This window comes from Nocardioides pinisoli (genome assembly GCF_024199985.1).
GTDB classification, from domain to species: Bacteria; Actinomycetota; Actinomycetes; order Propionibacteriales; family Nocardioidaceae; genus Nocardioides; species Nocardioides pinisoli.
The window spans coordinates 232,848-258,564 of the sequence record NZ_JANARS010000001.1 but is presented as its reverse complement, the minus strand read 5'-3'; the positions used below and the strand labels follow the sequence as shown (position 1 = coordinate 258,564).

Here is a 25,717-nt window from a genome sequence, read left to right as displayed (position 1 = left end):
CTCGTCGTCCACGCAGGGGCCGCGACGAGGACAACCGCCCGCCCCTCCGGGGGGAGGGACGGGCGGCTGTGTGGGACGGGTCAGGCTCCGAGCCCCGTGCGGTCGACCTTGCGGTGGAACCGCATCCCGGCGAGGCCGCCGAGGATCGCACCGCCCAGGCTCGCGACGATCGCGGCCACGGCGGTGATGATGCCGCCGGTCGCCAGGTCGCCCTCGCTGATCGGCACCCGCGGCAGGCTGTTGAGCTGCGACAGCACGTTGTACTCGCTGCCCGCGACCGCCACGACCACCGCCACGACGACGGCGATGACCAGGGCCCACAGCCACACGGCGATGCCCTGCTTGGCACCGTCGAAGCGGGCCATCCGGCCGGCCACGTAGCCGCCCGCGTAGTAGGCGACGAACAGGACGACCAGCAGCGCGATCGCGCCGATCAGGCCGACCGTCTCGGCATTCTGCGTCGCCTCGCTCTCGGCCTGCTGCGGTCCGGAGAGGGCTCCGAGGCCCACGGCCGTGCCGATCGCGCTCAGCAGGGCGGTGACGAGGATGGCGGTGCCGGCGGCGGTGAGCCAGCCGAAGAAGGCCGAGCCCCACTTGATGCCACCGTGCTCCTCCTTCTCGCGCGCCACGACCGTCTTCCGGTCGGGGGTCCGGTCGGGTACGCCGTCGTGGTCGCTGTCGCGGACCACGTCGCCGTCGACATGGCGACCGTGGACGTCGTGACGCGGCTGGTCAGCGCTGGTGCTCATCGCGTGCCGCGACGATCGTCGACGTCGCCCTCGGCCTCGATGTGCTCCTTGCGGACCTCCTCGGTGACGGTCTCCTCGTCGGTGACCGTCTCGGTGCCGAGGCGTACGCGCTCGACGGGCTCCGTGGTCTTGCCGACGACGGGACGCTCCTCGTTCAGGACGACCTCGTGCTCCTCCTCGGAGATGGAGGGCCCCGAGAGCGCCTCGTCGCGGTTCCCGCCGGTCACCGGCTCGGTCTCGAGGACCGCCCGCTCCTTCTTCACCGGGACGGTGACGGTCTCCTGCTCGGTGGTGACGTACTTCCGGAGCCGGGCGCGGCCGGCCTCCTGCGACGTCGTCCCGACGTCGAGCCGCTCCTCCGAGCGGGTCATGGCCTCGTCGGTGTTCGGACCGGAGGTGTCGTGGCCCTCACCGGTGAAGGTGTCGGTCGTGCCGGTCGTGCCGGTGGTCCCGGCGGCGAGGCCGGTCCCGCCCTCGGGGAGGCCGGAGTCGCTGGCGCGCTCGGAGTAGCTCATGCCGTAGTGGCTGTAGAGCCGCTGCTCCTCGGACTGGTCGAGGTGTCCGCTGGCGACGTCGACGTTGGGCGCGTCCTTGATCTGGTCCTTGGTGAAGGGGACGCGTACGCCGTCACCGTTGACGTCGGCGTCGGCGGCCGGGACGAACGACTCGTTCATGCCGAACAGACCGGTGTTCACGGTGAGGAACTCGGGCCGGTCGGTCTCGTCGTCGAGGAAGACCTGGCCGATCTTGCCGACCTTCTCGTTGTCGCTGGAGTAGAGCGTCTGGCCGATGAAGCGGTCGTGGCTGGTGGTGTCCATTGCGTGTTCTCCTTCGTGGTCGTCGGGAGAGGACCGGTTGCGTCGCCCGCCCGACGGGTTGGATGGCTCGTTCTGGGCGTGCTCAGTACTGGCGCGGCGTGGAGCCGTAGCCACTGGTGTTGCCGTCGATGTCCTGGGTGGCGCTCTGGTCGTAGACAGCGGTGCTGCCGTTGCCACTCGCGCTGGTGCCGGACGGGCTGAAGTCCTGTGCAGCGGACGCCGCCTGGTCGCGCACCGACGGCGCGCTGTCGGCGTGTGCCTTCATGCGCGGCGCCTCACGCTCCGCGGTGGTGAGGTAGCCCTCCCAGCGCTGCTGCATGGGACGGATCAGGCCGCCACCGACCCCGACGATGATGACACCGGCCACGGTGGCCAGGATCGCGACGAGCACCGGGGTGGTGACCGTCGTCGCGACGCCGACCTGGTTGAGGGCGGCGATGACACCGAGGAAGAGGATGAACGCCGAGGCGATGTTGGCCAGCGCGCGTCCGTAGGACAGCCCGCCGATCATGTTCTCCAGCAGCCCCTTGACCGCGGCCGCGATGGAGGCGGCGACGACGAGGATGATGATCGCCACGATGAGGCTCGGGATGAACCGGATGACGTCCTCGATGAGGCGGCTGATCGGGTTGGCCCCGAAGACGCCGAACGCGAGCTGCAGGACGAAGAGCAGCAGCGTGTAGTAGATGAGCTTGGCGACGATGTCGCTGGCGTCCATCTTGGAGCTGGACAGCGCGCGCTTGATGCCGCCCCGTTCGACGGCCCGATCGAACCCGGCCCGCTCGAGCAGTGCGTTGAGCGCCTTTGCGATGACCTTGGCGACGATGATGCCGACGACCAGGATGACCAAGAACAGCGCCAGCTTCGGCACGAACTCGGCGATGGTGCTCAAGCCGTCACGTAGTGCGTCTCTCATGTGTCCTCCGTCCGCGGTGGACGCGCTGTCGCCCCGTCACGGAGTAGGGGCGTCGACGTGCCACCGCTGTGTAGTGGTTTACGTCGTAAGCCGTACCCAGACGATGGACAGCCATGCAGGACGCCGGAAACTCCACCCTCAGGAGGGGGTCAGCCCTCCACGTGCTCGTTGCGGACGACCGTCATGCGGTCCAGCAGTGCTTCGAGGGCTTCCTCGAACTCGATCGCGGACCGGTCCTCCGACAGCGCGTCACGCAGACGGGCCACGGTCGGGTAGGCCGAGACGCCGGCTTCGCCGGTCTGGTCGTCGAGGACGTCGAGGGGGCCGACGTCCGCTCCGTGCACGGCGACCTCGAGGAGCAGGTGGCCCAGCAGGAAGCTGGTGTAGGCGCGATATCCCTCGATGGCGGCCTCGTCGCTGAACCCCTCCTCGAGGAGGCCCGACAGGAACGTCTCGACCCACTCGAGGCTTCGCAGCGGCGGCCGCAGCCACGGCGCCTCCGCAGGCCGGGAGGCCACGAGCGGGAAGGCCTTCGGGTGGTCCAGCGCCATCCGCCGGACGCCGTGGGCCAGACGCTGCAGGAAGTCCTGCCACCCGTCCTGGGGGGCGTCCAGCACGACCTCGTCGGAGCGGACGTCGCGCACCAGGGACTCCACCACGGCGTCCAGCAGGTCCTCCTTGCTGGGCACGTAGCGGTAGAGCGCCATCGCCTCGACGCCCAGCTTCTCGCCGAGCCGGCGCATCGTGAGCCCGGGCAGGCCGTTGGCCTCGATGAACTCCAGCGCTGCCGCCACGATCCGCTCACGGCTCAGTGGCACCCGGCTGGACGGTGCCGGCTCGTCCTCGACCACCGCCCGGTCGGCGTCGGGATAGTCGTCACCCGTCGTGCTGTCGTCGCTCACGCTGACGCCCCCTCTCGCAGCCGTTCGCTCCACCAACGTAGCGCGCGACACCGCGGGGCCACGCCGCCCGTCAGGCTGCTCAGCCCTGGGCCATGTCCACGAAGCGGGAGTAGTGGCCCTGGAAGGCGACGGTGAGGTCGCGGGTGGGGCCGTTGCGGTGCTTGGCGACGATCAGGTCGGCCTCGCCGGGGCGGGTCGACTCCTTCTCGTAGACGTCGTCGCGGTGGAGCAGGATCACCATGTCGGCGTCCTGCTCGAGCGAGCCCGACTCACGCAGGTCGCTCATCATCGGGCGCTTGTCGCCACGCTGCTCGGGACCACGGTTGAGCTGGGACAGCGCGATGATCGGGCACTCGAGCTCCTTGGCGAGGAGCTTGATGTTGCGGGAGAACTCCGAGACCTCGAGCTGGCGGGACTCGACCTTCTTGCCCGAGCTCATCAGCTGCATGTAGTCGATGACGATGAGCTTGAGGTCGTGGCGCTGCTTGAGCCGCCGCGCCTTGGCGCGGATCTCCATCATCGTCATGTTGGGGCTGTCGTCGATGAACATCGGCGCCCCGGAGACCTGGCCCATCTTGCGGGCGAGCTTCTCCCAGTCGTCGTCGCGCATCGTGCCGTTGCGGATGTGGTTGAGCGGGACCTTCGCCTCGGCGGAGAGCAGGCGCATCATGATCTCCGAGCGCGTCATCTCGAGGCTGAAGAAGACGCTGGTGAGGTTGTTGTGGATCGACGCCGCCCGGCAGAAGTCGAGGGCGAGGGTGCTCTTGCCCATGGCGGGACGCGCCGCGACGATGATCATCTGGCCGGAGTGGAGACCGTTGGTCAGGTCGTCGAGGTCGGCGAAGCCGGTGGGCACGCCGTAGAGCCCGGCCTCCCGGTTGCCGATCGCCTCGATCTCGTCGAGGACGCCGCTCATGATGTCGCTCAGGGGCGCGTAGTCGACGCTCGCGCGCCGGTCGGTGACCTTGTAGACCTCGGCCTGGGCGCTGTCGACGACGTCGTCGATCTCGCCCTCGCCGGCGTAGCCGAGGGAGGCGATCCGGGTGCCGGCCTCGACCAGGCGGCGCAGGATCGCCTTGTCGCGCACGATCTCGGCGTAGTAGCCGGCGTTGGCCGCGATCGGCACGTTGGCCGAGAGGGTGTGGAGGTAGGGGGCGCCACCGATGCGCTGCAGCTCGCCGCGCTTGACCAGCTCGGCCGCCACGGTGATCGGGTCGGCCGGCTCGCCGCGACCGTAGAGGTCGATGATCGCGTCGTGGATCACCTCGTGGGCGGGGCGGTAGTAGTCGACGCCCTTGATCACGTCGACGACGTCGGCGATGGCGTCCTTCGACAGCAGCATCGAGCCGAGCACGCTCTGCTCGGCCGCGTTGTCCTGCGGAGGTGTCCGGTCACCCGGTGAGCGGGGCGAGGCACCGGGCTCGTAGGCCGCCGGCCCGTCGCCCCAGGCCTCGTCGGTGTCCCCCTCGAAGGTGACGCTCACCGGTGCTCCCTTCCCACTCGTTGGGTCTCGCTCGGGTCCGTTGACCACGACGTTAGGGACGACCACTGACATCGATCCGACATCGCCGCCGGCTCCGCTCGCGCCCGAGTTCCACCAGCAGATCCGTGACTGGCTCGCGCAGGACCGTACGTGCTCGCGGCCCCCGGTGGGAAGCCGACGACCCCGAGTTATCCACAGGCTCTGTGGAGAAGGTGGGCACGAGCGTGGACGACACGCGGTCCCACGTGCACACGCCGTGGACCACCCTGTGGACGCGCCGGGGAAATCTGACCCGTGTAGGCCGCTGACCTGCGCAAACAGATCCCACACCCTGTGGACACGAAATTGTTGCCTCACAGGACCGTTCACCTGCCCGCCATCTGGAGGATGCCCGCCGATCCGTCGTCCCGCGGCCGTGACCAGCGCCACCGCACCGTCATCCACACGGCCATGCACAGGTAGCTCCAACGGGCTATGTACGTCGATGCACAGTCCTCGCTACGCCGCCCCGGATTCGGTCGAGTCTGCGGGGTTCCTAGGGTGAACCCGTGAAGGCGCCCCACCGCCAGTCAGCCCGCGAGTCAGGCCGCGAGACGGACCGCGAGATCCTCCGCCTGGCCGTGCCGGCCTTCCTCGCCCTCGTCGCCGAACCGCTCTTCCTGCTCTCCGACGCCGCCATCGTCGGGCACCTCGGCACGCCGGAGCTCGCCGGCCTGGGCGTCGCCGCGGTCGTCCTGCAGACCGTGGTCGGGCTCTGCGTCTTCCTGGCCTACGGCACCACGGCGAGCGTCGCCCGCCACCTCGGGGCCGGCGACCTGCGCGGCGCGCTCGCCCAGGGCGTCGACGGCGTGTGGCTCGCCGTCCTCATCGGGGTCATCGCCACCGCCGGCGGCATCGCGCTCACCCCGGCGCTGGTCGGCGTCTTCGACACCGGAGCCGAGGTCGCCGGCCACGCGGAGACCTACCTGTCCATCGCCTTCCTCGGCACCACCCCGCTGCTGGTCATGCTCGCGGCGACCGGCGTGCTGCGCGGCCTGCAGGACACGCGTACGCCGTTGCTGGTCGCGGTCGTCGGCAACGGGCTCAACATCGTGTTCAACGTCGTGCTCGTCTACGGCCTCGACCTCGGGATCGCCGGGTCGGCCATCGGATCGGTCCTCGCCCAGGTCATCAGCGCGGTCTGGTTCCTCGTCGTCGTGGTCCGCGCCGCCCGCGAGCACGACGCGCCGCTGAGCCCGGACCGCGCCGGCATCGGCGCCGCGGCCCACGCCGCGGTCGCCCTCGTCATCCGCACCCTCGCCCTGCGCGCCTGCCTCCTCGTGGGCACCTACGCGGTGACCCGGGTGGGCACCGGGGCGACCGACGTCAACGTCGCCACCCACCAGATCGCCATCACCCTGTGGAGCTTCCTCGCCTTCGCCCTCGACGCGATCGCCATCGCCGCGCAGGCGCTCACCGGTCGCGCCCTCGGGAGCGGCGACGTCGAGGGCACCCGCCGCCTCACCCGGCGGATGGTCCGGTGGGGATGGGGCAGCGGCATCGCCGCGGGGCTCGCGCTGGCCGCGGTCGCACCCTTCATCGGGGCGCTCTTCACCACCGACCCGGCGGTGCGCGACCTGCTCGTGCCGGTCCTGCTGGTCGCCGCGATCGGCCAGCCGGTCGCCGGCCTGGTCTTCGTCCTCGACGGGGTGCTCATCGGTGCCGGCGACGGCGCCTACCTCGCGTGGGCCGGCCTCGTGGTGCTGGCGGCGTACGCCCCTGCGGCGATCTGGGCGGCCACCCTCCCGCACGGGATGGTCGCGGTCTGGGTCGCGATGACGGTCGTCTTCATGGGCGCCCGCGGCGTCCTCCTCTCCTGGCGGGCCCGCGGTGACCGCTGGCTCGTGACCGGAGCGGCCGCCGCTCGTTGAGCCCGGTGACGGGGCCCGGGAGGGGGCCTCGCGAGACGTCGGACGAGGGAGAACCATGCAACGTCACCGCATCGCCACCCGGCTCGGAGTGCTGGCCCTGCTCGGGGGCGGCCTGGTGCCGCTGGCCGCAGCGCCCGCCGGCGCGAGCCCGGGCTGCGTGGACGAGACCGCGCCGGGCATCCTGCAGAACGGCTGTGACGACAGCACGCCCCCCGAGACCACGCTGACGCCGTCCACGACGCCCAACGCCGCCGGCCTCGTGACCGTGTCGTCCATGACCTTCACGCTCGCGTGGCAGGTCTCCGACGGCGACCCCGGGCCCTTCGGCCTCGAGTGCCGCCTGACCGGCGGCCCGCAGGCCCACGACTGGCGCGCCTGCACCAGCCCGGTGACGTACGCCGACCTCCCGGACGCCGCGGCCGGCACCTACGTCCTCGAGGCCCGCGCCGTCGACACCGGTGACCGGGCCCGGACGCCGGACACCTCTCCGGCGCTCCCGCCCACCGTGCCGGACACCCCCGACGAGGACCCGACGCCCGCCACGTTCACGTGGGGACAGGACACCACGGCGCCGTTCGTGTTCGTCACCGGCACCTCCTACGACGAGACCACCCCGACCCAGCCGGTGGTCACCGGGGCCGGCGTGCCGATCCGCATCAACAGCAGCGAGCCGGGCTCACGCTTCGAGTGCACCGACAACGACCTGCCCGTCGCCTGCGCGGGCGGTCGGTGGGAGCTCCCCGACCCGGCCGCCGGTCGGCACCGCTTCTCCGCCCGCACGATCGACGCCGCCGGCAACGCCAGCGCGTGGTCGGAGCCGATCGAGTTCTTCGTCCCCCGCAACCTCACCCGACAGCGGGGCTGGAAGAAGGTCACCGACCCGGGCTACTTCCGCGGCGACGCCGTCAAGGCGTCGCGTCGTGGCGCGCGGCTCGTGCTGCCCCGCACCACGGTCGGCGAGCTCCGGCTCCTCGCCTCGGCGGGACCCAGGCACGGCAAGGTGCGGGTCCGCGTGGGCAGGCGCGACTGGCACGTCGTGAACCTCTCCGGGCCGAGGACGGCGATGAAGCAGCTCGTCGTCATCGACCGCTACTCCGGCCTGCGCACCGGCAGGATCGTCATCGAGTCGCTGAGCGCGAAGCCGGTCGTCCTCGACGCCGTCGTCGCGCGCCCCAACCGGTTCCCCGCCGCAACGCGCGACTCTGGACGCTGATCGCGACCGGACATCCTCCGGCGTTACGTCTTGGTTAAGGGACACGTTCCGTCGGTTGTTTCCGTTGACAGGTGCGACTCCTGTGACTTCAGATACGTCTGTTCACTCTCTGCCCGCACGGCGGGCGCACTCGATCTCGGGGGCGTTCCGGCGTGCAGTGGGGCCACTTCACTCCGAACGGGAGATCCGTGTGATCCGTCGTACCATCGCGGCCGGCGCCGCCACCAGCGTCGCAGCCGCACTCCTCGTGCCGTGGGGGACGGCTGCCAACGCAGCCGACTCCGACCCCGGCGACCTGTTGCCTGCGGAGTCCTCGCTGGCGAAGTCCCTCGAGCGGGGGACGGTGCTCGAGCTCGGCACCGGCTCGGCTCCGGAGACCTACTTCGTGCAGCTGCAGGCGCCGGCCGTTCCGCGGCGAGCGGTCGCTGTCGAGCGTGGGATGACCTCGACGAAGTCCGAGTCCGGCTACCGCCGCGAGCTGCAGGAGCAGCAGTCCGACCTGGTCGACTCGATCTCGCGCGTCACCAGCGGCGACGTCACCGTGCTCAAGCGCTACACCGAGGCCCTCAACGGCGTCGCCGTGCGGATGACCCGCGCCCAGGCCAAGAAGGTCGCCGACATCGACGGCGTCTCCGCGGTCCAGGTCGACTTCGAGCGCGAGCTCACCACGGACAAGGGCCCCGAGTGGATCGGCGCACCCACCGTGTGGGACGGCACCAACGTCCCCGGTGGCGTCGGCAGCAAGGGCGAGGGCGTCATCGTCGGCATCCTCGACTCCGGCCTCAACCCGGCCAACCCGTCGTTCGCCGACAGCGTCTCGGAGGCCGACGGCGGTGACGGCTTCGACCACACCAACCCGCTCGGCGCCGGCAACTACCTAGGCATGTGCGACTCCTCCAACGAGGACCAGTACTACGAGGGCTGGGGCTGCAACGACAAGCTCATCGGCTACTACAACTTCGAGGACCCGGAGAACCCCGCCTCCGACCCGTTCGACGACGTCTACGACGACGACGGCCACGGCAGCCACACCGGCAGCACCACGGCCGGCAACCAGGTCGAGGCGACGGCGTACGCCGCGAAGGGCACCGAGCACGAGTTCTCGGTGACCTCGAAGATCAAGGGCGTCGCCCCGCACGCGAACATCATCGGCTACGACGTCTGCGACGGCGGTTGCCAGGGCTACTCGATCGTCACCTCGATCGAGCAGGCCATCGAGGACGGCGTCGACGTCATCAACTACTCGATCGGCTCGAGCGCCCCCTCCAGCCCCTGGACCGACCTCGACGCCATCGGCTTCCTCAACGCCCGCGCCGCCGGCATCCACGTGGCCACCTCGGCCGGCAACGACGGTCCCGGTGCGGCCACCCTCGGCAGCCCCGGTGACGTCCCGTGGATGACGACGGTCGGCGCGACCACGCACGACCGCAAGTACGTCGCCTCGGTCACCGGCATCACCGCGACCGACGCCGAGACCCGGCCCGACATCACCGGCGCCGGCCTGTCCGGGCCGACCGACGGTGCGTTCCCGGTCGTCTACGCGGGCTCCGCGCCCTACAACAACGCCCGGTGCAGCCAGCCCGACGACGAGACCCCGGTCGGCTCCTTCCCGGCGGACACGGACCTGACGGGCCTCATCGTCGTCTGCGACCGCGGTGGCAACGGCCGCGTCGAGAAGGGCGAGAACCTCGCCGAGCTCGGCGCCGAGGGCATGATCCTGGCCAACGACCAGGCCAGCGGCACCTCGCTCAACGGTGACGCGCACGCCCTCCCGGCCGCGCACATCACCTACGCCGACGGCGTCGCGCTGAAGGCGTTCATGGCCGCCCACCCGGGCACCAAGGCCGCCCTGTCCGGCGCGGTGGCCGACGTCAAGGACGCCAACGGCGACATCATGGCCGCGTTCTCCAGCCGCGGCCCCAACCGGTCGGTCTCCTCGATCAGCCCGTCCGTCTCTGCTCCCGGCGTCGACATCCTCGCCGCCGCCGGCACCGACAACAGCGTCGAGTGGCACTTCATCTCCGGCACCTCGATGGCCAGCCCCCACACCGCGGGTGCCCTCGCGCTGCTCAAGGGGGTCCAGCCCGACTGGACCCCGGCGGAGTCGCAGTCGGCGCTGATGACGACGGCCGAGCGTGACATCACCGACAACGACGGCACCCAGGCCGACTGGTTCGACATGGGCTCGGGTCGCATCGAGCTCCGTCGCGCCGCGAAGGCGGGCCTGGTGCTCGACGAGACGCTCGCCGGCTACCAGGGTGCCAACCCGGCCGTCGGCGGCGACGTCCGCGCGCTCAACACCGCCAGCATGGCCGACGAGGAGTGCCTGCAGACGTGTGCCTGGACGCGTACGTTCACCGGCACCTCGACCGGTGTCGGCACGTGGAGCGTCTCGGTGGAGAACCTGTCCCCCGGCCTGACGCTGTCGACCGACAAGACCAGCGTCGCGGTCACCGACGGCGGCGACGTCGACGTGACGGTCACCGCCCAGCTCGGCCCGGACGTCGCGACCGACACGTGGCTCTTCGGCACCCTGGTGCTGACGCCGCCCTCCGGCTCGCAGGCCCCGGTGGCGCACCTGCCCGTCGGCGTCCTGCCGTCGGCCGGCGTGCTGCCCACCTCGATCGACATCACGACCCGTCGTGACGCCGGTTCGCAGGTGGAGGAGGGTCTCGAGGCGGTCGCCATCTCCGACCTGCAGGTCGACGCCAGCGGCCTGGTGCCCGAGGACAGGGTCGAGCTGACCATCCCGCAGGACACGACCAACCCCAACGCGTTCGACGGCAACGGCACGCACGCCGAGGAGCTCGCGGTGCCTGCCGGCGCCACGAGCCTCATCGCCGAGCTGCAGAACTCGACCGCTCCCGACTTCGACCTCTACGTCGGGACGGGCGAGGTCTCGGAGGCCAACGTGGTCGCGATGAGCGCGAGCGCCGGCTCCGACGAGCGGGTCGAGATCGCCGACCCGGAGCCGGGCACGTACTGGGTGCTGGTGCAGAACTGGCAGTCCTCGCCCTCCGGCACCGACACGACCGACCTGGTGACCGCCGTGGTCGCCGGCGACCAGGGCAACCTGCGCGCCGAGGGCCCCGACGGTGCCCTGCCCGCCGCCACGCCGTTCTCGATCCGCACCTTCTGGGACGAGGACGCCATGGAGGCCGGGCAGACCTGGCACGGCACGCTCACGCTCGGTACCTCGTCGGCCAACCCGGGTGACATCGGCGTCGTACCGGTGGTCGTCAGGAGGATCGAGGACGACGTGACCAAGACGGCGGACGTGACCGAGGCGGGACCGGGTGACACGATCACCTACACCGTCGAGGTGGCGCCCAACGTCACCCGCGAGGACCTCACGTACTCGATCACCGACACCCTGCCGGCGGGGACGACATACGTCGAGGGCTCGGCCACCGGCGGCGCCACCTACGCCGACGGCAAGGTGACGTGGACGGCAGACCTGCCCTCCACCTACGGCGAGCAGGGGACGTACGACATCACGTCGAGCAAGACCGACACGTCCTGCGTCAACCCGTTCTCGGGCAGGGCCGACTACACCGACCTCTTCGCCGCCACGGGTGGCGCCCTGAAGGCCGACCCGGCGGTCTCCGGCGACTCCAAGCTGTGGAACGCCTTCACCTCGACCGACCTCGGCCTCTACGGCGGGTCGTTCCGGGGTGTCGGCTACACCGACGACGGCTTCCTGGTCTACGGCGGGGCCGACAACTGGGCCCAGACCAACGACGACGAGCCCTGGGTCCCCCAGACCCTGCCCAACCCGGCGCTGCCCAACAACATCGCCGCGGGCATGTGGCGCGACGGCCAGGTCTTCTACGACGCCGCGTCGAACTCGGGCGTCACCACGGCCCAGACGAGCTCCGGCCTGCGGATCATCGAGTGGGACAACCACGGTGGCTGGAACGCGCCGGGCGACTCGCTCGACATGCAGGTCTTCCTGCAGGAGGGCAGCAACGACCTGGTGTGGGTCTACGACGACATGAAGGCCGACCTGTCGGAGGTGACCGTCGGCACGGAGAACGCGGACGGCACCAACGGCCAGGCGCTGGTCAACAAGGCCGACGTGGGCACGAAGATCACCGACGGGACCGTCGTGTGCATGACCTACGAGTCGGCGCTCGGCGACCCGGTGTCGTTCACCTACCAGGTGACCGTCGACGGTGACGTCCACGAGCGCCAGCGGCTGGTCAACGAGGCCGTCCACACCACGAGCGACCCGGGCGCCAAGCCGGCGTCGGTCACCAACACCGTCGTGGTGAAGGGCGCGAAGGAGCGTGCCGAGGTCGCACTGTCGATCAGCCCGGACCGCATCGAGACCGGCAAGACGACCGCGGCCACGGCCACGGTCTTCAGCGCGGGCGAGACGGTCGCGACGGGGTCGGTCGAGTTCTGGGCGGGCGACCGCCTCATCACCGCCGCCCCGCTCGACGCGGGGAAGGTCACTGCCACGCTGAGCGGTTTCCCGACGGCCGGGACCATCCCGGTCACCGCGAAGTACCTCGGTGACACCGCCAACCTGGCCAGCACCTCGGACCCGGTCAACCTGGTGGTCTCGGCCCCCGGTGCCCCCGCGCCGAAGGTGAAGTCGCGGCTCGAGGTGGACGCCCCGAAGGTGGTCAAGCAGGGCAAGAGGGCCAAGCTCAAGATCGCCGTGTCCGCTCCGAAGGTGACGCCTACCGGCACGGTGGAGGTCACCGTCAAGGGCGCGCTGAAGAAGCAGACCTGGACGCTGACGCTCAACCGCTTCGGCAAGGCGCAGCTCGTGCTGCCGAAGGCCCGGAAGGTCGGCAACATCAAGGTCAGGGTCGAGTACCTCGGTGACGCCGCGGTGCTCGGGTCCAAGGACCGGCTGAAGATCAAGGTCGCGAAGAAGTGACCTGATCCTCACCTCTCCACATGACGAGGGGCCGGCGGTGGCAACACCGTCGGCCCCTTCGTCATGTCCGGAACATCGATGTCGAGCGTGCCGTCAGACTGCCATGATGACCACGAGCCGTCGCCTCTCCCTGCTGCTCGCGTCGAGCGCCCTGCTCGCGTCGTGCGGCACGCCCGACGAGGGTGCCGACCAGCCGACCACCGACCCGCCCGTCGCCGAGGAGACGACCGTGAACCCCACCCCCAGCCCGACGGGCGCCCCCGCCCCCAGGCGCGACGTCCTCCTCGCGGTGGAGGACCTGGCCGCCACCCTCGTCGTCGACCCCGCCGAGGTCGAGGTCGTCTCGGTGGAGGAGGTCACCTGGCGCGACGGCAGCCGCGGCTGCGCCGAGCCCGGGATGTCCTACACGCAGGCGCTCGTCGACGGCTCGCGGATCACGTTGCGGGCCGGCGGGAAGACGTACGAGTACCACGCCGGCGGCAGTCGGCCGCCCGAGCGCTGCGCGAAGCCCACGCAGTGAGGGCGTCCGGACGCACCACGGCCCGCCACCCCTGAGGGGTGGCGGGCCGTGTGAGTGAGTCGGTCGCGTCAGGCGGGGACGACGTTGAGGGCCACCGTGGCGGACACCTCGTCGTGCAGCTTGACGGACACCTCGTGGGCGCCGAGCGACTTGATCGGGTTGACCACCACGATGGTGCGGCGGTCGACCTTCTCGCCGGAGACGTCCGTGATGGCGTCGGCGATCTCGGTGGTGGTGACGGCGCCGAACAGGCGGCCGCCCTCACCGGCGCGGACCTTCACGTTGACGGCGTTGGCCTCGAGCTTGGCCTTGACGTCCTTGGCGTGGTCCTCGTCGCGCACCGCGCGGGCGGTGCGGGCGGCCTTGATCGACTCGATGGTCTTCTCGCCACCGCGGGTCCAGCGGATGCCGAGGCCACGGGGGACGAGGTAGTTGCGGCCGTAGCCGTCCTTGACCTCGACCACGTCACCGGGGGCGCCGAGTCCGTCGACCTCCTGGGTCAGGATGAGCTTCATGTCCCGTGCTCCTCTCAGCGACCGGTGGACGTGTAGGGCAGCAGGGCGAGCTCGCGCGCGTTCTTGACGGCGATGGCCACGTCGCGCTGGTGCTGGACGCAGTTGCCGGTCACGCGGCGGGCGCGGATCTTGCCGCGGTCGGAGATGAACTTGCGGAGCAGGGTGGTGTCCTTGTAGTCGACACCGGTCGCCTTCTCCTTGCAGAACTGGCAGACCTTCTTCTTGGGCTTGCGCAGAATTGCCTTGGCCATTGTGGTGCTCCCTTTCAGTGAGCCCGGCCCTGAGGCAAATCAGGGACGGAATGGTGATGGATGCTTCTTGTCTGGTCTCCCGGACCGAGGTCGAGGGTCTCGATACGCCCTGGTCACGGCTTCGCGAGCTCAGCCGTGCGGGCTACTCGACCTGGCGACCCGTCACTGCCTCGCTTCGCTCGGCAGTGGGTCGCACATCAGAAGGGGGGCTCGTCGTTGCCGCCGCTGACCCCGGGCGTGGCCCACGGGTCGTTGGGCGGAGCGGACTGGCCGCCACCCTGCTGGCCGCCCTGGGGCTGACCGCCCCAGCCGCTGCCGCCACCCTGCTGCGAGGGAGCCGGTGTGGCCCACGGGTCGTCGGCCGGAGCGGACTGCTGCCCGCCGCCGCCCGAGTAGCCGCCGCCACCGCCGCCACCGGAGTAGCCGCCACCGCCGCCCTGCCGCGTCGTCTTGGTGACCTTCGCCGATGCACTGCGCAGCGACGGGCCGACCTCCTCGACGTCGATCTCGAAGACGGTGCGCTTCTCACCCTCGCGGGTCTCGTACTGACGTGACTTCAGGCGACCCTGGACGATCACGCGCATGCCCCGCTGGAGGGACTCGGCGACGTTCTCCGCGGCCTGCCGCCACACAGCGCAGGAGAGGAACAGCGTGTCGCCGTCCTTCCACTCGTTGCTCTGGCGGTCGAAGGTGCGCGGCGTCGACGCGATCCGGAAGTTGGCCACGGGTGCCCCCGAGGGGGTGAACCGCAGCTCCGGGTCGTCGACGAGGTTGCCGATCACGGTGATGGTGGTCTCGCCTGCCATGTCAGGTCTCCTCAGAATGTCCTGCTGCTGTGCAGATGATCCGGGTGGGTGCTCCCGGTGATGCGCCCATCAAACAGGCACTCACCGACAGCGGGAAGTGTCTTTCCACAGATGCCCGGGAGGGCGATCAGTGGGCGTCGGGACGCATGACCTTCGTGCGCAGGATCGACTCGTTCAGCGTGAGCTGGCGGTCGAACTCCTTGACCGTCGCGGGCTCGGCCGTCAGCGTGATGACGGCGTAGATGCCCTCGGCGTTCTTCTTGATCTCGTACGCCATCCGGCGACGACCCCACACGTCGAGCGACTCGATCGAGCCACCGTCCTTGCGGATCACGTTGAGGTACTTGTCGAGCGACGGCTCGATGGTGCGCTCGTCGAGACTCGGGTCGAGGATGACCATCACTTCATAGGCACGCATAGCGGTCTCCACCTCCTCTGGGCTAGAGCGGCCACGGGCTTTCCGTGGCAGGAGGGACTGTGCGTTCGCGGCGGGAGTACGACGTTGGGTCGCGCGCCGCGGTCGCCCGAAGGCAACCGGGGAAGATTACCAGCGCACCGGCTCGGCGTCGGAATCGTCGTACCCCCGGGCATGCAGGGCTGTGGACGACGCCCCGGCGGCCGCCGGGCGGGCTAGCGTCGGGGGATGCGTGCGCCCACCTCCTCGTGGACCGCCCCGCGGACCTCCACGGTGGTGGCGGGCCGCTACCGGCTGCTCGACCAGGTGGGGTCGGGAGGCATGGGGTCGGTCTGGCGCGCGCACGACCTGCGCACCGGCCACGACGTCGCGCTGAAGGTCCTCGGACGGCACGGCTCCACGCTGCTGGCGAGGTTCGTGCGCGAGCAGGCCGTGCGGGTGCGGCACCCGCACGTGGTGGCGCCGCACGGCTGGGCCGCCGAGGACGACCTGGTCGTGCTGGCCATGGAGCTCGTGGCCGGCGGGTCGGTGGCCGACCTGGTGCGCGAGCACGGCCCGCTCGACGCCGGCACCTGTGCCCTGCTCGTCGAGCAGCTGCTGCTCGGCCTCGCTGCCGTCCACGGGGCCGGGCTGGTGCACCGCGACGTCAAGCCGGCCAACCTGCTCCTCGAGGCGACGGGCGACGGCCCGCCGCACCTGCGCCTGGGTGACTTCGGGGTCGCCGCCCCCGTCGCGGACCGCCGCTTCACGACCGTCCCCGGCGCCATCGGCACCGACGGCTACATGGCGCCCGAGCAGGCACGGGGAGCACCCCCGGAGCCGAGCCAGGACCTCTACGCGGTGGGACGCGTGGCGCTGGAGCTCGTCACCGGCGAGCCGCCCGCGCGTCAGGGCCCCATCCCGTCGCACCCCCTGCGACCCCTCGTCGAGCGGCTGCTGGTGACCGACCCCGAGCAACGCATCGCGACCGCCGACGCGGCGCTGCGCCTGCTCCGGCGGCTGCCGGTGCCGGCGCCTGCGGGTCCTCCGGTGCCCGACCGGCTGGGTCCGCCGCCACGCGGACGACGTACGACGTCCCGGCCGGGCGCGGCGGTCGACTGGGTCGGGTGGGCTGCGGTCGCGGTCCTCGCCGGCGTGGTCGTCGGATGTCTGTGGGTCCTCCTAGGGTGGACCGCATGACCAGCTCCCTCGCCATCGGCGCCCACGTCGAGCAGACCGACCCGATCGCGGAGGCGCTGGCGCGCGAGACCTCGCTGGTGCAGTTCTTCCTCGGCGACCCCCAGGGCTACAAGGGTCCGGAGGTCCGCTTCGCGGGCGGCGCCGAGGCGCTGCGGGCCGCGGCCGAGGAGGCCGGCGTCGACCTCTACGTGCACGCCCCCTACGTGGTCAACGTCGCCACGACCAACAACCGCATCCGGATCCCGAGCCGCAAGCTGCTGCAGCAGCACATGGATGCCGCGGCTGCGATCGGCGCCAAGGGGCTCATCGTCCACGGCGGCCACGTCAACAAGAGCGACGACCCGGCCGTCGGCTTCGACAACTGGCGCAAGGCCGTCGAGGCGACCGACATCAAGGTGCCCCTGCTCATCGAGAACACCGCCGGCGGCGACAACGCCATGGCCCGCCACCTCGACCGCATCGCCGGCGTCTGGGACGCGATCTCCTCGGCCGAGGGCGCCGAGATGGTCGGGTTCTGCCTCGACACCTGCCACGCGTGGGCGGGCGGCATCGAGCTCGGCGACGCGGTCGAGAAGGTGCTCGGCATCACCGGTCGCATCGACCTCGTCCATGCCAACGACTCGCGCGACACGTTCGGCTCCGGCGCCGACCGCCACGCCAACTTCGGGCAGGGGCACCTGCCGGCCGACGAGTTCGCCGGCGTGGTGCGTGCCGCCGGCGCGCCGGTGATCTGCGAGACGCCGGGTGGTGCGAGCGAGCACCAGGCCGACTTCGCCTGGCTCCGCGAGCACCTCTGATCAGTCGACGGGCTGCGCCGTGACCACCACGTTGCTGCGGTAGCCGGTGCCGTCCCAGTCCTCGCAGGTGATGAGGACCAGCCGGGACGGCCCGGTCGGACCGAAGACCTCGCGGTTGCGCCGGGCGAGCTCGTCGCGGCTCAGCACCTCGACGGTGCCGACCCGGTAGGCGAGCGTCTCGGAGCCCGAGCGCACCACCACCCGGTCGCCCGGCGACAGCGCGTCGAGATCGTCGAAGGCCCCGCCCCCCGTGTGGACCGTGTGGCCCGTCACGACGGCGGCGCCCTCGCTCGCGCCGGGCCGTGCGCCGCCCGACCACCAGCCGACCTGCTGCGGGTCCGAGGGCGGCGTGAGCGCACCGGCCTGGATGCTGATGGGCGTCACAGGCGCCTCGACCCCGAGGGCCGGTACGACGACCACCTCGGGCCGCAGGCCCGCAGCCGGGGCAGCAGGCCGAGCCGACGACCCGGGCTCGGGCCGCCCGGTGGGGGCGGCCACGCGGATCGCGGGTGGCGGCGCAGGCTGCGTCGTCGCGGTCCGCGGCTGGACCGGTGGGGGCGCAGGCTCCTCCAGTCCCCTGTCCGCCAGGAACAGCCCACCCACGACGAGCGCGGGTGCGGCTGTTCCCAGCAGGAGTGTCGTCAGGCGACGACGGCGACGCGTGTCAGCCACGGACGCGGTGCCACCCCACTCGGGCGAGCGCACCACCGGCGAGCACCATCAGCAGGCCCAGCAGGGCCTCGATCGGGCTGGGGCCGACCGGCGTCGCGCCCGCGGCGCCGGCGTTGACGGCCGTGGGGAGCGCGGACTGCGGCGACGAGGACGACGGGCTCGTGCTCTCCTGCGAGCCGGCACCCGAGTTGTTGTCACCACCGAACGCCTGGACCCCCAGCACCTCGGGCGACTCGGTGTCCTCGGCCTCCTGCGGCTGCTCCGTCGCGGTGCTCGGAGCCACCGCGGGCGGGGTCGTCGGCGGGGTGACCGGCGGGGTGACCGGCGGAGTGACCGGCGGAGTGACTGGCGGAGTCGTCGGCGGGGTGGCCGGCGGGGTCGTCGGCGGGGTGGCCGGCGGGGTCGTCGGCGGGGTCGTCGGCGGGGTCGTCGGCGGGGTCGTCGGCGGAGTCGTCGGCGGAGTCGTCGGCGGAGTCGTCGGCGGAGTCGTCGGCGGGGTCGTCGGCGGGGTCGTCGGCGCGCAACCCTGGACCCAGAAGACCTTGGTCTTGGTGTCGTTGCCGATCGAGCCGGGCGTGTGGATGGTGAGCTTCACGTGGTAGCCCTGCTTCGGGTGGGGCTGACCGGTGAAGGACAACGTGTACTGCTGGCGTCCGTCGAGCCCGGTGGGGGTGCCCGCGCCGGACGCGGGGTCACCTCCGACGAAGACCCGCGAAGGACCGCTCACCGTCATGCCGACGCCCGTGGTCGGGGGGTGCTCGGCGAAGGAGACGGTCGAGATGATGTCGGCGCCCTGGTCGAACCCGTACCACTCGACGAGGAAGGTGCAGCCGACGTGCGGCGTGTTGTTGGGGATGCCGTCGAAGTCACCGAGGGGGGCGATCTTCACGGTGCCGTTGTTGCCGGCCGGGTCGCTGGACCCACCGCCGCCGTTGCCGCCGCCGTTGCCGCCGCCGGGCTGGCCGCCACCGTTGCCGCCACCGGGCTGACCGCCACCGTTGCCGCCACCGGGCTGGCCGCCACCGTTGCCCTGGTTGCCGCCGTTGCCCTGGTTGCCGCCGTTGCCCTGGTTGCCGCCGTTGCCCTGGTTGCCGCCGTTGCCCTGGTTGCCGCCGTTGCCCTGGTTGCCCTGGTTGCCGCCGTTGCCCTGGTTGCCGCCGTTGCCCTGGTTGCCGCCGTTGCCCTGGTTGCCGGCCTGGCCGCCACCATTGCCCTGCCCACCGCCGTTGTTGCCGGGGTTCGGGGGAGCCGGGGCCTGCGTGGCAGGAGGCGTCGGGGCAGAAGTCGGGGCAGGGGCCGGGGCGTTGGAGGGGGACTGTCCCAGGCCCTGCCCCTGTCCCTGTCCCTGTCCCTGGCCCTGGCCGTTGCCCGGGTCGGCGTGCGCGAGGGGCATGGAGGTGAGCGCCATGGCGCCGGTGCAGAGCACCGCGGCGAGTCCCAGGCGTGGAGCGAGTCGGTAGCGGTCGTCGTTCGAAGTCATGCTGGTCCCCCAAAAAGGATCGGTCGCGGCGCGAGGTGCGCCCTCGATGGCAGAGGCCGGGGCACCTGGTCTCCCACAGACCGCCCGGTCCCTACTTGTGCAACGTCCTCGGGTACCCGCCTGGTACGGCCCCATAGACCTTTGAGGCCAACCTTGTGGTCGTCTTGACGATGTCCTGACGATCTCCACGGTTTCTCTCAAGTGAGCCTCACCCGCACGGGTGGCAGACGAGTGTCGCGGGACTCGTCAGCGACATTCGCGCGGACGAGCTCGCCGGGACATGGCAACCAAAGACAGGCGGACTGCGTCTGTATCGGTGGAGGGACCAGACGCGTACGGGGGTCGTGTCTGGTCCCTTGTAACCTGTCCGGAGTGACGACTCCCCTGACGCTGCGTCCGATCTCCACCCAGCAGCACCGAGACCTGATCGCGAGCCGGTCGTCCGCCAGCTTCCTCCAGACGCCCGGCTGGGCCAGCGTGAAGGCCGAGTGGCGGTCCGAGTCCATCGGCTGGTTCCGTGGCAGCGAGCTCGTCGGCGCGGGCCTCGTGCTCTACCGCCAGCTGCCGAAGGTCCGCCGCTACCTCGCCTACCTCCCCGAGGGCCCGGTCATCGACTGGTCCGACGACGACCTCGGCTCGTGGCTGGCACCGATGGTCGCCCACCTCAAGGCGCAGGGTGCCTTCGCCGTCCGGATGGGCCCGCCCGTCGTGACCCGCCGGTGGTCCGCCGAGCAGGTCAAGGCCGGCATCGCCGACGACTCGGTGCGCCGGCTCGGCGACGTACCTCCCCTCGAGCGGACCAAGGACGGCGCCTGCGTGATCGCGCAGCTGCACGAGCTGGGCTGGCAGCAGCAGACGGCCGAGGGCGGCTTCTCCGCCGGGCAGCCGCAGTTCAACTTCCAGGTCCCGCTGGTCGACGACGAGGGCCGGCCGCGCACCGAGGACGAGGTCCTCAAGGGCATGAACCAGCTGTGGCGCCGCAACATCAAGAAGGCCGACAAGGCCGGCGTCGAGGTCGCACTGGGCGACCGCACCGACCTCAAGGCCTTCCACGACCTCTACGTCCACACCGCCGAGCGCGACCACTTCACGCCGCGCCCGCTGTCCTACTTCGAGACGATGTACGACGCGCTCGCCGCCGAGGACCCCGGCCGCATCCAGGTCTGGCTGGCCCGGCACGAGGGCGACCTCGTCGCGTCGACGATCGGGATCCGCGTCGGGACCCACGCGTGGTACTCCTACGGCGCCTCGTCCACCGAGAAGCGCGAGGTCCGTGGCTCCAACGCCGTCCAGTGGGCGATGATGCGCCACGCCCTCGACGCCGGCGCCCACGTCTACGACCTGCGCGGCATCACCGAGACCCTCGACGCGGACGACCCGCACGTCGGACTGATCCAGTTCAAGGTCGGCACCGGCGGCGAGGCCGTCGAGCACGCCGGCGAGTGGGACCTCCCGCTCAACCGCGCGATCTACAAGGCCTTCCAGCTCTACCTGGCCCGGCGGGGAGCGCGCGCATGAGCCTGGTCCTGAGGGTCGACGGCGAGCGGTGGCGCTCCCACCTGCTCCGGACGGTCCGCACCCACCCGGGCATCGTGCCGGTCGCCAAGGGCAACGGCTACGGCCTGTCGGTCGGGCGTCTCGCCCGCCGCGCGCAGTGGCTGGCCGACCACGCCGACGACACCGGGGCGCCCGTCGACACGATCGCGGTCGGCACCTACGACGAGGTCGAGGACGCCGCCAGCCGCTATGCGGGCGACCTGCTCGTGCTCACGCCGTGGCGTCCGTTCGGGGCGGCGCTCGACCTCGACCCGCGGCTCGCCTCCCGCGTGGTGCACACGGTCAGCCGGCCCGACGACCTGGCGGCCCTGCGCGAGCGCGACCCGGACGCCCGGTTCGTGCTCGAGCAGCTGACCTCCATGCTGCGTCACGGGATGACGCGTCGCGGGCTCGCTGCCGCGGCGGCGACGCTCGGACCCGGACGCAGTGACCGGCGCGGCCTCTCGGGCGTGGCGATGCACCTCCCCCTCAACACCACGTCCCACCTCGGCGAGGTGAGCCGGCTGATCAACGACATCGTGGCCTCCGGCCTGCCGACCCGCACGGTCTTCGTCTCCCACCTGACCGCGGCCGAGCTCGACCGGCTGGCGACGACCTACCCGGACTTCACCATCCGTCCGCGCATCGGCACCGACCTGTGGCTCGGCGACCGGGGGGCGCTCACCGTCACCGCGACCGTCCTCGACGTCCACGAGGTCGAGCGCGGCGACACCTTCGGCTATCGAGGGCGCAGCGCGCCCAAGCACGGCCACATCGTCGTCGTGAGCGGCGGCACCGCCCACGGCATCGGCCTCGAGGCGCCCACCGGCGACCAGTCGCTGAAGGCACGCGCCGCGACGCTGGCCCGCGGCGGCCTCGACGCGGTCGGCTTCGTCCGCTCGCCGTTCTCCATCGACGGCAAGCAGCGGCTCTTCGCCGAGCCGCCCCACATGCAGGCGTCCATGCTGTTCGTCCCGTCAGGGGCGCGCGTCCCCCGCATCGGCGAGGACATCGAGGTCCGGGTCCGGTTCACCGCGACCGACTTCGACCGCGTGGTCGTCGACTGACCCCGCACCTGCGTCTCGCAGCACGGCCGCCACCAGCCACACCAGCCCGCCCACCCGCAGCAGGACCGCGAGCCAGTAGGCGCGTGCGTCGTCGGCGACGGTCGGCACGAGCGCCTGCCCGACGTACCAGCCGGTGAGCACCCAGCTCACCAGGTGCAGCGCCTGCCACACCAGCAGGTCGCGCCAGCGTCGTACGGCGATCGCGGCCAGCGGCAGCAGCAGCAGGGCGGTCTCGGGGGGTGCCGACGACACCACCGCGAGCGCGGCCGCGAGGAGGACCAGTCCGGCGCGCGCGCTGGTCAGCGCGTCGGGTCGCCCCGCCCGCCGGACGAGCCACCACGCAGCGCCCGCCGCCAGGGCGAGGACGACGACCTGGACGACGGTGCGCGCGGTGGTGGAACCGCCGACACCCGTCCGGGCGAGCAGGAACCAGATCGAGCCGATGTCGGGCGTCTCCGCCGTGGCGCGCCCGGGCAGGGTGACGACGACGTAGGCGGCCGCCGCTGCGAGCAGCGCGTCCACCCGGTCGCGGAGACGACCGCCGACGGCGACCACCCCCACGAAGGCGACGGCCACGGGCAGGGCGAACGCCGCACCCACCCCGGCGCCGACGCCGGCGAGCCAGGGCCGCCCCGACGTCCAGCCCCAGAGCAGCACGGCCACCCCCACGGCCGCCACCAGCTCCCACGACAGCCAGTGCACGAGCAGCACGGGTCCGAGGGCCCACCCGGCAGCAGCCCAGGGGCGGCGCCGGTCGACGCGCACCAGCAGGGCGGTCGCGAGCAGCGCGAGCCCCGCGAGGAGGACGGCGAGGGCGGCGGTCGTGGCGACCGCGCCGCCTCCGGGCAGCCACTCCGCCGCCTGCCGCACCCAGTCGGCGACCCGGGGAGGTGCGCCGGCGTCCACCGACGTGCCCGCCAGGTCGGTCCAGCACAGCTCGGTGAACGGCTGGTCCTCGTTGCCCCACGCCGACGGCACGCAGGCCGTCTTGCCCACCATGCCCGCGGCCAGCGTGAGGGCCGTCGCACCGGCCAGCACCCGACCGGCGTCCCACCAGTGGTGCCCACCGGCGTGGTCGCCCAGCGGGCCGCCCACCACCTCCGACATCGTCGCGGCGACCGGGTCGGTGCGCGTGGGCGCGTCGTGGTCGTCGAGGACGACCTCGGTCGCGGGACGGACGTGGGCGTCCACCGGCGGTCTCAGGGTCGTGCGTCAGCCAGCGGCTGGCGCAGCTGGGGCCGCCCGGCGGGCGGCGGCGTGGTCGGGCTCTCCGGCGGCGGGGGCGGCGCGGGCGGCGTCGTCGGGACCGGCGTCTCCGTCGGCACCGGCGGCGTCGTCGGGACCGGCGTCTCCGTCGGCACGGGCGTCTCCGTCGGAACCGGGGTCTCCGTCGGCGTCTCCGTCGGGGTCTCCGTCGGCGTCGGCGGTCCGCCCGTCTCCGTCGGCGTGTTGGACGGCTGCGGGGGCGGCGGCGGCGCGGACGAGGACGGCGGGGGCGGCGGCGGGGTGTAGTCGTGGCCCTCCTCCGGCGCGTCGCCGTCGACGTACACCGGCTCCGGGAACTCCTCGACGTCCTTGCCCTCCATCACGCGCTGCATGATCGAGGTCCAGGTCTTCGCGGGGTAGTTGCCGCCGAAGTAGCCGGACTTGCCGTCCGAGCTGGTCGGCAGCCACAGGTCGGCGCCGTCGGGGCGCGGGACGTCGAGGCCCTCGCGACCCCGGCCACGGACGTACATCACCGCGGTCGAGATCTGCGGGGTCATCCCGACGAACCACGAGGAGGACACCTCGTCGTCTTCGTTGGTGGCCGTGCCGGTCTTGCCCGCGGCGGGCCGGCCGAGGGCGAGGGCCTCCGTGCCCGAGCCGGACTCGACGACCTGCTGCAGCGCGTAGGTGACGTCGGCCGCGATGTCGGGGTCGACGGTCTCCTTGCTGCGCTTCTTGGCCTCGTAGAGGACGTTGCCGTCCTTGTCGACGACCTTCTGCAGGACGTGGACCTCGTTGCGTACGCCGTTGTTGGCGAGGGTCGCGTAGGCGTTGGCCATGTTGATCGGGCTGACCTGGGCGGTGCCGAGGGTCACGCCGACGTTGTCCTGGAAGTCGATGGAGCGGCGCGGGATGCCCCACCTCTGGGCCTCGTTGCCGGGGATGCCGAGGTCCTCGGCGGCCTGGATGACCTTCTGCGGGCCGTCGGCCATCGAGTCGACCATGTCGACGAACGCGGTGTTGACCGAGTTCTCGGTGGCGGACAGCATCGACACGGCCGAGCCGTAGTCGGTGTCGCCCTGGTTGCTGAACTCGGTGCCGGCGATGTCGATGGGACTGTTGCCCTCGAAGGTGTCGTTGAGCGAGAAGCCGTCCCGGATGGCGGCGACGTCGGTGGCCGCCTTCAACGTCGACCCGGCCATGCCGCCCGAGACCGCCCAGTTGATCTGGGAGTCGAGGTAGTCCTGGCCGCCGTAGAAACCGAGGAGCTCGCCGGTCGCGGTGTCCACGGTGGCGGCGCCGATGTGGAGGTCCTTGTTGCCCGCCTCGCCGGGCATGCCGGCGTCGGGCCGCTGCTCGTTCACGGCCTCCTCGACGTCGGCCATCACCTGCGGGTCGAACGTCGTGGTGATGCGGAGGCCACCGCCGTCGATCTCGTCCTCGTCGGCGATGCCGCGCGCCAGGATCTCCTGCTTGACCAGGGCCAGCATGTGGCCGCGCTGCCCACCGAACTGGCTCTGGGCCGCGATCTTCGGGAACTTCGGCAGCTTCTTGACCGCCTTGTCCCGCTGCTCGGGGGTGATGGTCTCCATCTCCGCCATGCTGTCGAGGACGTAGGCGTAGCGCCCCTTGAGGTCCTCCTTGGCCTCCTTGCCGTTGGCCGGGTCGTACCTCGAGGGGTTGTTGAGCACGGTGGCGAGGACGGCGGACTCGCGGAGGTTGAGCTCGCTGGCCGGGTGGTCGAAGTAGGCCTCGGAGGCGGCCTCGATGCCGTAGGCACCGCGACCGAAGTAGATGGTGTTGAGGTAGCCCTCGAGGACCTCTTCCTTGCTGAGCTGCTGCTGGATCTTGAGCGAGACGATGGCCTCGCGGATCTTGCGCTTGTAGCTCTGCTCGCTCGTCAGGTAGAGGATCTTGACGTACTGCTGGGTGATCGTGGACGCACCCTGCCGGTCGTTGCCGCGGGCGTTGGAGAACAGCGCGCGCACGATGCCCTTGGGGTCGATGCCCTTGTCGGTCCAGAACGTCTGGTTCTCCGCGGCGACCACCGCGTCCTGCATCGTCTCGGGCATCTCGCGCAGCGGGATCGAGACGCGGTTCTGGTCCTCGTAGTAGGTGCCGAGCTGCCGCTCGCCGTCGCGGTAGTAGACGAACGTGGTCTGGGCCTCGAAGTCCTCGTTGGGCTCCGGGATGCTGATCGCCTGGTAGAGGACGACGACGACGCCACCGAGGACGAGGGCTCCCACCACGCCGAGGATCGCGAGGACCTTGGCGATCCGGGCCGCCTGCTGCTTGCCCGTGCGCCGCGTCTTCGGCCGCCGGGTCATGGCCTTGCCGTCGGCCCTCCGCTTCTTAGCACTCACAGGGCAACAGGGTACGGGGCGGGGTCCG

General features: G+C 71.6%; 21 protein-coding genes. 8 read left to right on the top strand and 13 right to left on the bottom strand.

What is annotated here, in order from left to right; genetic code table 11:
* Positions 1 to 80: 80 nt before the first annotated feature.
* The 5 genes from NCI01_RS01250 to dnaB form a co-directional block, all read right to left on the bottom strand.
* Positions 81 to 749, bottom strand: a complete 669-nt coding sequence (locus NCI01_RS01250) for a hypothetical protein (RefSeq protein WP_254179644.1) — start codon at positions 747 to 749, stop codon at positions 81 to 83.
* Positions 746 to 1,567, bottom strand: a complete 822-nt coding sequence (locus NCI01_RS01245; RefSeq protein WP_254179643.1) for a DUF2382 domain-containing protein — start codon at positions 1,565 to 1,567, stop codon at positions 746 to 748. Before NCI01_RS01245 ends, NCI01_RS01250 begins: the two co-directional genes overlap by 4 nt.
* Before the next feature lie 82 nt (positions 1,568 to 1,649).
* The gene (locus NCI01_RS01240; RefSeq protein ID WP_254179642.1) at positions 1,650 to 2,459 is read right to left on the bottom strand and encodes a mechanosensitive ion channel family protein; all 810 of its coding nucleotides are present in this window, start codon (positions 2,457 to 2,459) and stop codon (positions 1,650 to 1,652) included.
* A 173-nt stretch (positions 2,460 to 2,632) separates the two neighbouring features.
* Positions 2,633 to 3,385: a TetR/AcrR family transcriptional regulator C-terminal domain-containing protein gene (locus NCI01_RS01235; protein ID WP_254179641.1), complete on the bottom strand. Its 753-nt coding sequence runs from the start codon at positions 3,383 to 3,385 to the stop codon at positions 2,633 to 2,635.
* Between the two features lie 79 nt (positions 3,386 to 3,464).
* Positions 3,465 to 4,868: a replicative DNA helicase gene (gene dnaB, locus NCI01_RS01230; protein ID WP_254179640.1), complete on the bottom strand. Its 1,404-nt coding sequence runs from the start codon at positions 4,866 to 4,868 to the stop codon at positions 3,465 to 3,467.
* A gap of 548 nt (positions 4,869 to 5,416) precedes the next feature.
* Between dnaB and NCI01_RS01225 the strand changes: the two genes are divergently transcribed.
* From NCI01_RS01225 to NCI01_RS01210, 4 genes are all read left to right on the top strand, one after another.
* Positions 5,417 to 6,778, top strand: coding sequence for an MATE family efflux transporter (locus tag NCI01_RS01225; protein ID WP_254179639.1), 1,362 nt, complete (start codon positions 5,417 to 5,419; stop codon positions 6,776 to 6,778).
* 55 nt (positions 6,779 to 6,833) lie between these two features.
* Positions 6,834 to 7,991, top strand: a complete 1,158-nt coding sequence (locus NCI01_RS01220) for a hypothetical protein (RefSeq protein ID WP_254179638.1) — start codon at positions 6,834 to 6,836, stop codon at positions 7,989 to 7,991.
* 190 nt (positions 7,992 to 8,181) lie between these two features.
* Positions 8,182 to 12,882 carry a S8 family serine peptidase gene (locus NCI01_RS01215; protein WP_254179637.1) on the top strand — a complete coding sequence of 1,567 codons (4,701 nt, stop codon included), beginning with the start codon at positions 8,182 to 8,184 and terminating at the stop codon, positions 12,880 to 12,882.
* A gap of 106 nt (positions 12,883 to 12,988) precedes the next feature.
* On the top strand, positions 12,989 to 13,402 hold the full coding sequence (locus NCI01_RS01210) for a DUF8738 domain-containing protein (protein ID WP_254179636.1): 414 nt from the start codon (positions 12,989 to 12,991) through the stop codon (positions 13,400 to 13,402).
* Between the two features lie 68 nt (positions 13,403 to 13,470).
* On the opposite strand, the gene rplI is transcribed toward NCI01_RS01210, so the two are convergent.
* The 4 genes from rplI to rpsF form a co-directional block, all read right to left on the bottom strand.
* Complete coding sequence (rplI, locus tag NCI01_RS01205; RefSeq protein ID WP_254179635.1) at positions 13,471 to 13,917, bottom strand: 50S ribosomal protein L9; 447 nt, start codon at positions 13,915 to 13,917, stop codon at positions 13,471 to 13,473.
* A 14-nt stretch (positions 13,918 to 13,931) separates the two neighbouring features.
* Complete coding sequence (gene rpsR / locus NCI01_RS01200) at positions 13,932 to 14,168, bottom strand: 30S ribosomal protein S18 (protein ID WP_056603689.1); 237 nt, start codon at positions 14,166 to 14,168, stop codon at positions 13,932 to 13,934.
* Between the two features lie 197 nt (positions 14,169 to 14,365).
* Positions 14,366 to 14,974 (bottom strand): single-stranded DNA-binding protein, encoded by a 609-nt coding sequence (locus NCI01_RS01195; protein WP_254179634.1) that lies wholly within the window; start codon positions 14,972 to 14,974, stop codon positions 14,366 to 14,368.
* Positions 14,975 to 15,101: 127 nt separating this feature from the next.
* A complete protein-coding gene (rpsF, locus tag NCI01_RS01190; protein ID WP_186339658.1) occupies positions 15,102 to 15,392 on the bottom strand; it encodes a 30S ribosomal protein S6 in 291 nt (96 codons plus the stop codon).
* A 225-nt stretch (positions 15,393 to 15,617) separates the two neighbouring features.
* Here rpsF and NCI01_RS01185 point away from each other — a divergent pair, with 225 nt between their 5' ends.
* Positions 15,618 to 16,568: a serine/threonine-protein kinase gene (locus NCI01_RS01185; RefSeq protein ID WP_254179633.1), complete on the top strand. Its 951-nt coding sequence runs from the start codon at positions 15,618 to 15,620 to the stop codon at positions 16,566 to 16,568.
* Positions 16,565 to 17,365, top strand: a complete 801-nt coding sequence (locus NCI01_RS01180; protein ID WP_254179632.1) for a deoxyribonuclease IV — start codon at positions 16,565 to 16,567, stop codon at positions 17,363 to 17,365. The genes NCI01_RS01185 and NCI01_RS01180 overlap by 4 nt, the downstream gene beginning before the upstream one ends.
* Here NCI01_RS01180 and NCI01_RS01175 read toward each other — a convergent pair whose 3' ends face one another.
* The gene (locus NCI01_RS01175; protein WP_254179631.1) at positions 17,366 to 17,863 is read right to left on the bottom strand and encodes a class F sortase; all 498 of its coding nucleotides are present in this window, start codon (positions 17,861 to 17,863) and stop codon (positions 17,366 to 17,368) included.
* 166 nt (positions 17,864 to 18,029) lie between these two features.
* Positions 18,030 to 19,517: a hypothetical protein gene (locus NCI01_RS01170; protein ID WP_254179630.1), complete on the bottom strand. Its 1,488-nt coding sequence runs from the start codon at positions 19,515 to 19,517 to the stop codon at positions 18,030 to 18,032.
* Positions 19,518 to 19,889: 372 nt separating this feature from the next.
* Between NCI01_RS01170 and NCI01_RS01165 the strand changes: the two genes are divergently transcribed.
* Both NCI01_RS01165 and NCI01_RS01160 read left to right on the top strand, forming a co-directional pair.
* Positions 19,890 to 21,035, top strand: a complete 1,146-nt coding sequence (locus NCI01_RS01165; protein ID WP_254179629.1) for a lipid II:glycine glycyltransferase FemX — start codon at positions 19,890 to 19,892, stop codon at positions 21,033 to 21,035.
* Positions 21,032 to 22,120 (top strand): alanine racemase, encoded by a 1,089-nt coding sequence (locus NCI01_RS01160; protein WP_254179628.1) that lies wholly within the window; start codon positions 21,032 to 21,034, stop codon positions 22,118 to 22,120. Before NCI01_RS01165 ends, NCI01_RS01160 begins: the two co-directional genes overlap by 4 nt.
* Here NCI01_RS01160 and NCI01_RS01155 read toward each other — a convergent pair.
* Both NCI01_RS01155 and NCI01_RS01150 read right to left on the bottom strand, forming a co-directional pair.
* Entirely contained in the window at positions 22,031 to 23,311 is a 1,281-nt protein-coding gene (locus tag NCI01_RS01155; RefSeq protein WP_254179627.1) for a glycosyltransferase family protein, read from the bottom strand. The two genes, NCI01_RS01160 and NCI01_RS01155, sit on opposite strands and share 90 nt — an antisense overlap.
* A gap of 8 nt (positions 23,312 to 23,319) precedes the next feature.
* Positions 23,320 to 25,689 carry a transglycosylase domain-containing protein gene (locus NCI01_RS01150; RefSeq protein WP_254179626.1) on the bottom strand — a complete coding sequence of 790 codons (2,370 nt, stop codon included), beginning with the start codon at positions 25,687 to 25,689 and terminating at the stop codon, positions 23,320 to 23,322.
* Between the last annotated feature and the right edge of the window lie 28 nt (positions 25,690 to 25,717).

Excerpts from the sequence above, each read along its gene's own strand:
- NCI01_RS01250 (WP_254179644.1), bottom strand. The coding sequence starts at position 749 with ATGAGCACCAGCGCTGACCAGCCGCGTCACGACGTCCACGGTCGCCAT.
- NCI01_RS01245 (WP_254179643.1), bottom strand. The coding sequence starts at position 1,567 with ATGGACACCACCAGCCACGACCGCTTCATCGGCCAGACGCTCTACTCC.
- NCI01_RS01220 (WP_254179638.1), top strand. The coding sequence starts at position 6,834 with ATGCAACGTCACCGCATCGCCACCCGGCTCGGAGTGCTGGCCCTGCTC.
- NCI01_RS01210 (WP_254179636.1), top strand. The coding sequence starts at position 12,989 with ATGACCACGAGCCGTCGCCTCTCCCTGCTGCTCGCGTCGAGCGCCCTG.
- rplI (WP_254179635.1), bottom strand. The coding sequence starts at position 13,917 with ATGAAGCTCATCCTGACCCAGGAGGTCGACGGACTCGGCGCCCCCGGT.
- rpsR (WP_056603689.1), bottom strand. The coding sequence starts at position 14,168 with ATGGCCAAGGCAATTCTGCGCAAGCCCAAGAAGAAGGTCTGCCAGTTC.
- NCI01_RS01195 (WP_254179634.1), bottom strand. The coding sequence starts at position 14,974 with ATGGCAGGCGAGACCACCATCACCGTGATCGGCAACCTCGTCGACGAC.
- rpsF (WP_186339658.1), bottom strand. The coding sequence starts at position 15,392 with ATGCGTGCCTATGAAGTGATGGTCATCCTCGACCCGAGTCTCGACGAG.
- NCI01_RS01185 (WP_254179633.1), top strand. The coding sequence starts at position 15,618 with ATGCGTGCGCCCACCTCCTCGTGGACCGCCCCGCGGACCTCCACGGTG.
- NCI01_RS01180 (WP_254179632.1), top strand. The coding sequence starts at position 16,565 with ATGACCAGCTCCCTCGCCATCGGCGCCCACGTCGAGCAGACCGACCCG.
- NCI01_RS01170 (WP_254179630.1), bottom strand. The coding sequence starts at position 19,517 with ATGACTTCGAACGACGACCGCTACCGACTCGCTCCACGCCTGGGACTC.
- NCI01_RS01160 (WP_254179628.1), top strand. The coding sequence starts at position 21,032 with ATGAGCCTGGTCCTGAGGGTCGACGGCGAGCGGTGGCGCTCCCACCTG.